General features: G+C 63.2%; 7 protein-coding genes and 1 rRNA gene. 4 read left to right on the top strand and 4 right to left on the bottom strand.

Annotation, left to right across the window (positions count from 1 at the left end):
- Positions 1 to 17: 17 nt before the first annotated feature.
- The 3 genes from rrf to H162_RS0125920 all read left to right on the top strand — a co-directional run bounded on the left by rrf (position 18) and on the right by H162_RS0125920 (position 2847).
- Positions 18 to 130: ribosomal RNA gene (gene rrf, locus H162_RS0125930) — 5S ribosomal RNA — on the top strand.
- Between the two features lie 77 nt (positions 131 to 207).
- Complete coding sequence (locus tag H162_RS0125925; RefSeq protein ID WP_020656398.1) at positions 208 to 861, top strand: type 1 glutamine amidotransferase family protein; 654 nt, start codon at positions 208 to 210, stop codon at positions 859 to 861.
- A 75-nt stretch (positions 862 to 936) separates the two neighbouring features.
- On the top strand, positions 937 to 2847 hold the full coding sequence (locus tag H162_RS0125920; protein ID WP_020656397.1) for an alpha/beta hydrolase family protein: 1911 nt from the start codon (positions 937 to 939) through the stop codon (positions 2845 to 2847).
- Between the two features lie 154 nt (positions 2848 to 3001).
- On the opposite strand, the gene gpmA is transcribed toward H162_RS0125920, so the two are convergent.
- The 4 genes from gpmA to H162_RS0125900 form a co-directional block, all read right to left on the bottom strand.
- The gene (gene gpmA / locus H162_RS0125915) at positions 3002 to 3748 is read right to left on the bottom strand and encodes a 2,3-diphosphoglycerate-dependent phosphoglycerate mutase (RefSeq protein ID WP_020656396.1); all 747 of its coding nucleotides are present in this window, start codon (positions 3746 to 3748) and stop codon (positions 3002 to 3004) included.
- 16 nt (positions 3749 to 3764) lie between these two features.
- Complete coding sequence (locus H162_RS31975) at positions 3765 to 5309, bottom strand: ethanolamine ammonia-lyase reactivating factor EutA (protein WP_156885809.1); 1545 nt, start codon at positions 5307 to 5309, stop codon at positions 3765 to 3767.
- A gap of 15 nt (positions 5310 to 5324) precedes the next feature.
- A complete protein-coding gene (locus H162_RS0125905) occupies positions 5325 to 6521 on the bottom strand; it encodes a cupin domain-containing protein (protein ID WP_211223747.1) in 1197 nt (398 codons plus the stop codon).
- A 203-nt stretch (positions 6522 to 6724) separates the two neighbouring features.
- On the bottom strand, positions 6725 to 7792 hold the full coding sequence (locus tag H162_RS0125900; RefSeq protein WP_020656393.1) for a DMT family transporter: 1068 nt from the start codon (positions 7790 to 7792) through the stop codon (positions 6725 to 6727).
- A 218-nt stretch (positions 7793 to 8010) separates the two neighbouring features.
- On the opposite strand from H162_RS0125900, the gene H162_RS0125895 reads away from it, so the two are divergent.
- The gene (locus tag H162_RS0125895; protein WP_020656392.1) at positions 8011 to 9831 is read left to right on the top strand and encodes a thiamine pyrophosphate-binding protein; all 1821 of its coding nucleotides are present in this window, start codon (positions 8011 to 8013) and stop codon (positions 9829 to 9831) included.
- Positions 9832 to 9867 lie beyond the last annotated feature (36 nt).

Raw genomic sequence — 9867 nt, 5'->3', positions numbered from 1 at the left:
CACTCGTACAAGTCATGCCTGATGACCATAGCAAGTCGGTCCCACCCCTTCCCATCCCGAACAGGACCGTGAAACGACTTTGCGCCGATGATAGTGCTGCAACCAGTGTGAAAGTAGGTTATCGTCAGGCTAGTTATAAGAAAAACCCCACCAGGTGATCCTGGTGGGGTTTTTTGTTTTTCTCTTCCATACTTGGTGAAGGAGGGCATGTTGAAAGTCTATCTTGTCGTACTGGATACGCTGGCCGACTGGGAAATTGCTTACCTGACGGCCGAATTGCACAGCCGCCGCTTCTTCGCCAATCCCTCGATGGACTTCAGTCTCCTGAAAGTCGGCGCGACAAACGCTGAAGTCAGAAGCATGGGCGGCATGACTCTGGTTCCCGACCTTTCAATTGACGAGCTCCGCCTCGAGCAGGATGACCTCTTGCTGTTGCCGGGCTCGGAAATCTGGGACCAGCCGCGAGTGAAGCCCATCCTGGAATTTGCCCGTGACGCGCTCGACCAAGGTCATCACGTCGCCGCAATTTGCGGCGCCACGGTTGGCCTGGCCTCAGTCGGTGCACTCGATGCCCGCCGCCACACGAGCGATGACTTGGGTTTCCTGAAGCAGTCATGCCCGAAGTACCGGGGCGAAACGCATTACAGGAAGGAGCCCGCAGTCCGCGGCGCCAACCTGATTACCGCAACCGGCCTGGCGCCGCTCGAGTTCTCGTATGAAGTGCTCAAGATGCTCAAGGTGTGGCGTCCGGAGACTGCCAAGGCCTGGTACCGGCTGAACAAGACACGCCAGTCCCGATGGTACGACGAGCTGCTCGCATCCATGCAGCCGGCCTCCACATCGGCAGACCATACCAGCTAGATCGCTGCCGGTCGGCATTTGGTACATAATTAATATTCTTTGTTGTAGTAGCGCTTCCTCATCAGGAAAATCACAATGCCACGGCTCGTTATCTGCGCATTGCTTTGCGCATTGCTCATGCCATCTGTTCGATCCGAGCCGCTGACGATCGACGAAGCGATCGACCCTTCAGGCATGCTCAGCGCAAGCCTTTCGCCCGACGGCAAACATGTCGCGGCAATCCTCTATAACGGCACCAACCACGGCCTGGTCCTGATCGATGCGGAAACACTGGAGACGAAGAAGCTGGTCGAAGGGAGATATGCCACAACCAGCAGATGGAGATATCACAAGTCTCCGCGTGGCGTATCCTGGGCGGCGAATGATGTGCTCCTAGTCGACTATGGCCTGGAGGCCGAGGCCCTCAGCCTGACAGGAAAACGACTAATGGGGGTGGGCGAGCGCGTGATGAAGGCTGTGGATCCGGTAAAGGATCCTGGAAAGGTCTTGGTCAGCAGGGACGTCGACGGTGGCGATCTGTCCCTGTGCGATATCCGTGCCGTCAAATGCAAGAGCTTTTCCACGCCGTCCGGCAAGCCGATCAAATGGGCGCTCGACAGGAAAGGCAACCTGCGTGCGGTCACGCTGATGAACTCGGCCTTCTTCAAGGATGTCACCACGATCACCAACTGGTACCGGCCGAGCGAGCGAGGCGAGTGGACGAAACTGGCCGAGTTCAAGATCACGGACGATTATTGGGTTCCCGTGTACGTGCCCGACGAGCCGGACACGCTGGTGATCAATTCACGTTTCGGCCGCGACACCTACGCCCTGTTCAACTATGACGTCAAACAGCTGAAACAGACCGACATGCTGGCCGGGCATCCCGCGCAGGATATCGTCTCCTGGGATGGTATCGACCGGGAAGCATTCGATTATGTGGTCACCTCCGGCATGTTGCCTCAACAGGTCTGGTTCGACGCCGCATGGCGGCGCATGCAGCTGCAGGTCGATGCTTTGCTCCCGAAGCGATTCAATGTGCTGTCGGGCGATCCGAAAACGGTGGTGTTGATCGAATCCGCCGGCGATGTCGACCCCGGTTCCTGGTATTTGTTCGACATCGCAAAGAAGCGCCTGGTGATACTGGGACGAAAGCAGGCCGAGCTCGATCGTGAAAAGCTTCGGCCGATGGAAGTGATCGCGTATCCGACTCCAGACGGGTTGACGATTCCGGCCTACCTGACGCGCCCTGAACGTCCTGCAGGACCGGCGCCGCTGGTCGTGTTGATCCATGGCGGCCCGATTGCACGCGACGCCTGGTATTTCGATGCAGATGTCCAGATCATCGCAAGCCAGGGTTATCTGGTGTTGCAACCCCAGTTTCGCGGCTCAGCGGGTTTCGGCCGGAAATTCGAGGAAGCCGGCTATCGCCAATGGGGACGCGCCATGCAGGACGATATTACTGCCGGTGTCGAGCATCTCGTCAAACAAGGCATCGCAGATCCGGACCGGGTGTGTATTGTCGGCGCAAGCTATGGCGGCTATGCCGCATTGTGGGGCCTCGTAAAAACGCCGCACCTGTACAAGTGCGGCGTCAGCTTCGCTGGCGTCACCGACGTCGCGCACATGTATACCGACTGGTCCGATAGATCATTCAACAAGGTGAGTCGCCAAATGATGATGCATCGGATCGGGGACAAGAATCTCGGCGCCGAATTCTTCGATCCTGTTTCACCGCTCAAACACGCCGCAAAGATCCAGTCGCCGGTGTTATTGATGCACGGTGAAGAAGACGAGCGGGTGCCGATATCGCACGGTAAGAAGATGCGCGAGGCACTGGAGCAGTACGGAAAAACCGTAACCTGGCTCGCTTTCGAGGAAGAAGGGCATGGCCTGGTCTATGTGAAGAACCAATACAAGTATTACGTCACCTTGCTCGATTTCCTCAGCAAGCATATCGGCCCAAAGCCCCCGGTTGCCCCGGTGCACTCTGTCAGCGGGCAATGAGCCCGTCACGCTCGGGAGTACCCGGAGGGAGGATAAACAGCAAAGCCCCGGCGCATGACCGAGGCTTTTTTGCGCGCCGCTGTCGCGGCGCTCGATGACGATCGGCCTTGAGTTCGATCCTCCCTGCGCTAAGACACCAGGCAAACAAGCAGGCTTACCTGGCCTTTCCTTGATTGCTCATCGCGTCCACGGCAGCGGCAATCGCCTCCTGGTCACCCAGGTAATAATGGCGGATCGGCCTGAGCTCAGCGTCCAGTTCATACACCAGCGGCTGGCCGTTAGGAATGTTTAGACCGACAATGGCTTCGTCACTGAGTCCATCGAGCATCTTGATCAAGGCGCGCAGGCTGTTGCCATGCGCTGAAATCAGGACCTTCTTGCCGGCGCGGATCTCAGGTGCAATTTCTTCGTTCCATGCCGGCATCACGCGGGCGAGGGTATCCTTCAGGCATTCGGTGTGCGGAATGCTAGTCCTCGGCACATGGGCGTAACGCGGGTCACTGGACAGCTTGCCCAGCGCATCCGATGCCAGGGGCGGCGGCGGGGTGTCGTAGCTGCGGCGCCATTCCAGCACCTGGGCGTCGCCATACCGGGCGGCGGTTTCCGCCTTGTTCAGGCCCGACAGCGCGCCGTAGTGGCGTTCGTTGAGGCGCCAGTCGTTCTTCACGGGCACCCACATCATGTCCATTTCATCGAGCGTCAGCCACAGTGTGCGGATCGCACGCTTGAGCACCGAGGTGTAGGCCAGGTCGAAGCTGAAACCCGCTTCCTTGAGCATGGCGCCGGCGCTGCGCGCCTCGTGTTCGCCTTTCTCCGTCAGGTCGACGTCGGTCCAGCCGGTGAAGCGATTCTCGAGGTTCCAGGTGGATTCACCGTGGCGCATGAAGACAATTTTATGCATAAGCTTTCTTTAGACTTCAGACAATGGGAGATTGGGCGCCTGTTCCTTCATCGGAAGGAAACAGCAGGGACTTGATCACCACCGGCACCACGCCGGGCGGTTCGAGGAGCTCACCGACATCGACGAAGTCCAGCTCGCGCAGGCTGACGCCGTCGATCGCCGCCAGGCTGCCGTCCAGTCCCAGTTCCCGGTGCAGGATGCGGCCGAGGGAAGCCGCCACGTCGCCATCGATCATCAGGAACAGGGCTGCGCTGCGCTTGCCGGCCGGCGCCGCGAAGCGCATGATCGCGCTGGCCATCGCGAACAGCCGGGCATGCTCGGGTTCTCCCTGCCACTTGAACGCGATCGCCAGCTGCGCACCAGGCGCAAGATCCAGCATGGCGGCGCTGTCGTGGAGGGCTGCGGCCACCTGCCCGGGATCGATGGGGCCGGACATGTCCGCACCCAGGTGAAGCACCGGCACGTTACGCACCGGCAGCAGGCCGGGGTCGGACACATGGATGGTCTTGCCGCTGACCTGTACCGTGAACTGGGATGCGCCGATCACGGTCGCGCGTATGCGCTCCAGGGGCTCGATGACGGGAATCGCGATGCGCGCCTTGATCTGGCCGACGATTTCGCGCGCCAGCAACTCGGCGATGTCGCCGTGGCTCGCATGCTCGCGGCCGAAAATGTATTCCGCCACGCCGCCGGAAAAGCTCATGAAACGGGGCTGCACGCTGCGCTCCAGCGGTGCGGTCAGGGCGAGGGCACGGCCGAGGCCGTCGAGGGTGGTTCCGGCGATCTGGTCGGCGACGATGTGCGCCAGGCGCCTGGCAATCGCCAGTCGGGCCGAGGCGCGCGCCAGACTGGCTGGCGACACGTCGATGCCCAGCTGCCCGGCCACCAGGCGCGCGGGTTCGTCGCAGCGCGTCCATGCACCGCTTGCGTCCTGGGCCAGCAGGCGGCCGCCAACGGCGAACGCCGCCACGCTGACGATCTCGCCCTTGTCGATCAGGGCCAGCTTGGTGGTGCCGCCGCCGATGTCGATGTGCAGGCCGCATTCGCCCCTGCGCCGGGACAAGGCAGTCGCGCCCGATCCATGCGCGGCCAGGATGCTTTCCAGCTTGTGGCCGGCCGTGGCGCAGACAAATTTCCCCGATTCCCGGGCGAAGATCTCGTCGATCAGGCGCGCGTTGCTGCGCTTGATGGCCTCGCCGGTCAGGATCACGGCGCCGCTGTCGATGTCGGTCCTGGCGAGGCCTGCGTCGTGATAGGCGTGGTCCACGAAATGGGCAAGCTCGTGCGAGTCGATCGTGCCATCCGGCAGGAAAGGCGTCAGCATGATGGGCGAGCGCCACAGCACCCGCCGGTCGACCACGGCGAAGCGGCTGGACAGGCCTTCGGTACAGCGTCTCAGCGTCACCTGCGCGAACAGCAGGTGCGAGGTGGAGCTGCCGATGTCGATGCCTACCGTGCGCAGTGCGATCGTGTCCTGCTCCCAGATCAGCTGTGCAATCGCCGCCCGCCTGGCCTCGTCCAATTGTTCATGCTCGTGATCCAGATCGAGATCGTGCGGCATCCCGGCCTCCCTGGGCTAGACGGCGGGGCCGGTCGACCTCGGCATGCGGATCGGTCCGGACAGGCTTTCGGGCGGCAATGCGAGTATCGCCGGCTCGTCGAACACGCCGCCCATCTCGGACGCCACGCCACTCGCGCGCAGTGCCTCCAGCCACTTGCGATGGATGCGAGGATCCTGGTCCTCGTACTCGAGCTGGCGCCCGCCCTGGGTGAGCGAGATCGACCCCGCACCCTCGGAGCTCTTGCGCCTCAGCGAAATGAATGGATAACGCCGGCTGCCCAGGCTGCAGGCCAGGTAGCGCGCCGGCTGCGCGCAGGTATTGAAGTGCTGGTGGAACATCCAGAACGGCGGCGTGTACATGTAGCCGTGCTTCCACGGGATTTCGCGGAATTCCGAATCGCCCTCGTACCACAGCAGGGAATAGCCTTCGCCGTCGACCGCGTGGACGTGGGTGCCCGCCGCATGGCGGTGCGCCTTCTTGTAGCGTCCCTTCGGAATCTGCGACACGTGCGCATGCATGGTGCCGTCGGCCAGGATGAAACTGACGTTGGTCGATCCCGGGCCGCGCTCCTCGAATTCGTACAGCCTGAAGCTCGACACGTCGTGAACGAAATTGGTTTCCCACACATTGCGATTGATCGTGTTCGACTTGTGCGTATAGGCCGTGTGCTCGCCCTCGCCGTCGAAATGCCTGGCCGCGCCGCTACGTTCCGGGAAGGCGAACGGATTGTCGAACACGAAATCGATGTTGTGGTACAGGTTGATGGTGATCGGGGCGTTGTTGGTGCACGAAATGCGCACGGGCGTGGCGCCGGTGGCGTTGAAGATCTGGTAATGGCAATTCAGCGGAATGGCGAACACGGCCTTCGGTCCCCATTCGAAGACCCGGGTTTCGCCGTTCGGCAACCAGACCTTGGTCGAACCATGGCCGGCCAGCACGTAGCAGAACATCTCGTACAGATGCTTGACCGGGCGCGTCTTCTTGCCGCCCTCGACTTCCAGCACATAGTTCGCCATGAAATCGCCGGCGCCGTGCGTATGGGCGAAGCAGCCACGGGCGTCGTAGCGATCCCAGCGCGCCGTCTCGAGCGCCAGCAGGTTATGCCCGAAGTCCAGATGAATCGGGATATTCTCGCCTTCCGTCCAGTCGCGGTAGGGATCGATGAGCACCCGGGCTTCCGCGACCGGGGTTGTCTCGCCTGCTGAAGTCATGCTGCCGTTACCTGCCATGTCTGTGTCACCTTCTATGCTGGATTGAAAGGGCTGGCCTGGTGCTGAAGATTTCCAGCCGGGGCTTGCGCGTGGCTGGTCGGGCTTCATTGTTCCTGCATATGGAACGACGGTCCGATTTTCATGAGTTGTACTGTAACGACCCGTCAGTTTCGTGTCAACCGGAAAGACATCCCTGTGGCGCCTCAGGCGTCGTGCCGGTGGCGGTGATGGAGGTCCGGATAGTGTTCGTGCGTATGGCGCAGAGGCGGATGCCGGTGCATATGCACGTGCGGCTTTGCCGGGTCCCAGGAGAATGCATGCTGGTGGCGGTGGTGTTCGTCGGCTTGTTCATGCTGGTGCTCATGGCTGTGTTCAAGCGCCTCATGCGCATGCGCGTGGCGGTGCCGCTCGGTCAGGTGCAGCCAGATTCCTGCCGCCATCAGCGCCGCTGCGACCCAGAAGGCCATGCCCGGCGTTTCGCGCAGCAGCAGCATCGACATGGCCGCGCCCGCGAACGGGGCGGCGGAGAAGTAGGCGCCGGTGCGCGCCGTGCCCAGGTGGCGCAGCGCGATCACGAACATCACCAGGCTCAGTCCATAACCACAGAAGCCGACCACGCCCGCGGCAAGCGCCGGGCCGGGGCCCGGCATTGCCGCTCCGGTCGCGACGGCGATCAGCAGGTTGACCGTGCCGGCCGCCAGGCCCTTGACCGCGACGATCTGGACGGCATCGGCGGCGGCCACCTTGCGGGTGAGGTTGTTGTCGATGGCCCAGCACAGGCAGGCCGCGGCGATGGCCAGCGCGCCAGGCGCCAGGCCGCGGGCGCCGGTCTCCTCGAGCGACAGCAGGACGCCGGCGGCGACGATGAGCGCCATGCCGAGGACGACGCGGCGGTCGCAGTTTTCCTTGAACACGAACCACGCCAGCGCAGCCGTCAGCACGCCTTCCAGGTTCAGCAGCAAGGACGCCGACGAGGCGGGAAGCTGCGCCAGCCCGGTCATCAGCAGGACCGGGCCGCAGAGTCCTCCCGCGGCCACCGCGCCGGCAAGCCAGGGCAGGTCCTGTCGCCTGAGGCCTGCATCGGCGTGGCGCGCCTGCGTGCGGGCGATGCGGCGCCAGCCTAGGCAGGCCGCCAGGCCGAGGCCGCTGCCCAGGTAGAGAATGCCGGCAAGGGCGACCGGCGCCGCATCGCCGGTCAAGAGCTTGGCGAATGGCGTGCTGGCGCCGAACAGTGCAGCGGCCGCCAGCGCATACAGCACCCCCTTGGTCATGTCGACTCTCCCTCGCGAAGACGTTTGCAGGCTGTTCCCATGGTCGATCCATATATCGGAACGCGGACAATAAATCATACCTTAGTACACCCTCTGGAAACATGCTTCCCAGTGCAGATTGTTCCGCTAATCAGAACGTGATTCTAATTTTGTTTATCTTTTCGATTATCTGTGTTTAGATTCCCGGCAGTACAACAGGAAAAACCAAGGAGACGCAGATGAACAAGCCTGTCGAAACAGGAGCAATTCGCGGACTGACGACCTCGATCGGTGATACCCGGGATCCGCCTGGCGTGGTGCCGGCCGACCAGCGCTGGGGCTCGGACGTCATCGTCGACCTGATGCACCAGTACAAGCTGTCCTATGCGGCACTCAACCCGGGCGCCAGCTATCGCGGCCTGCACGACTCGATCGTCAATTACGGCCAGAACTATCCGACCATGATGCTGTGCCAGCACGAGGAAACCGCGGTGCAGATCGCGCATGGCTACGCCAAGGCGAGCGGCCGGCCGATGGTCGCGATCCTGCATAACCTGGTCGGGCTGCTGCACGCGAACATGGCGGTCTATTACGCCTACATCGACCGTGCGCCGGTGTTCATCGTGGGCGCGACCGGCCCGATGGACGAGACCAAGCGCCGCCCGCGCATCGACTGGACCCATAGCGCCAACGTGCAGGGCCAGGCCGTGCGCGATTACACCAAATGGGATTACCAGCCCACCGTGGTCGACGGCGTACCGGAATCGTTCGCGCGCGCCTACGGCGTGATGATGACCGAGCCGCGCGGACCGATCTACATGTGCTACGACGCCTGGCTGCAGGAAGCCCCGCTGGACCATGAGGTGGCGCTGCCGCCGGCGTCGGCAGCGGCGGTGCCGACCCTGATGGCGCCCGACCAGGGCGCCCTGGAGAAGGCGATGGACATGCTGGTGGCGGCCGAGCGTCCGGTCCTCATGGCGGAGTTCAGCGGCCGCGAGCACGAGGCCTTCCACACGCTGGTGGAATTCGCCGAAACGCTGGGCATCCCGGTGTTCGACATCAACAGCCGGCTGAATTTCCCGAGCCGCCATCCGCTCAACATGAGCATGGTCAAGGACGTGTTCCGCGATGCCGACCTGATCCTGTGCCTCGACGTGCGCGACTGGGAAAAGCCGACCACCGAACTGACCAGCACCACGCGCGAGCTGGTCAGCCTGGTGCCGGCGGGCGCGCGCTGGATCGACATCGGCTTCGGCGATCTTGAACTGTCGAGCTGGGCGATGGACTACCAGCGCCTGCTGCATGCCGACCTGCGCATCCTGGGCGACACCACCCTCGCGATCCCGCAGCTGACCCGCCTGGCGCAGCGGCGCGTGGGCGAAGACCGCGCGCTGGCCGAGCGCGTGCTCCGGCGTACGGAACAGACCGCGGCCAGGCACTACGCGGCGCGCGCCAAATGGGCGACCCAGGCGCGCGAGAACTGGGACCAGGTTCCGATGACGCCGGCGCGCCTGGCGAGCGAGGTATGGGACGTCATCCGCGACGAGGACTGGGTGCTGACCGCGGGCACCCTGAACGACTGGACCCGCAAGCTGTGGGACTTCGACCTGCCGCACCGCCATCCGGGCAAGTCGCTCGGCACCGCCACCCAGATCGGCATTTCGCTCGGCGTCGCGCTCGCGCACCGCGACGCCGGCCGGCTGGTGGTCGACATCCAGCCGGACGGCGACCTGATGTTCGACGCCGGCGCGCTGTGGGTGGCGGCAAAGCACAGGATCCCGCTGCTGGTCGTCATGTACAACAACCGCGCCTACTACAACGACTGGGAGCACCAGATACGCATGGCGAAGCAGCGCGGCACCGCGCTCGAGCGCGCCCACATCGGCATGGACATGGATGATCCGGCGCCCGACTTCGCGACCATGGCGCGCTCGATGGGCTGGTACGCCGAGGGCCCGATCGAGCGGGGCGGCGACGTCGCCGCGGCGCTCAAGCGCGCCATCGAACGCGTCAAGGCCGGCCAGCCGGCGCTGGTCGACACCATCACCCAGAAGCGTTGAAACCGGATCAGGCAGCAAGTAGGGCTTGAGGTAAGC

The organism is Massilia niastensis DSM 21313, from assembly GCF_000382345.1.
Lineage (GTDB): Bacteria > Pseudomonadota > Gammaproteobacteria > Burkholderiales > Burkholderiaceae_D > Telluria > Telluria niastensis.
Note: the sequence above shows the minus strand (reverse complement) of the source record. Positions and strands in the feature narration are given on the sequence as shown.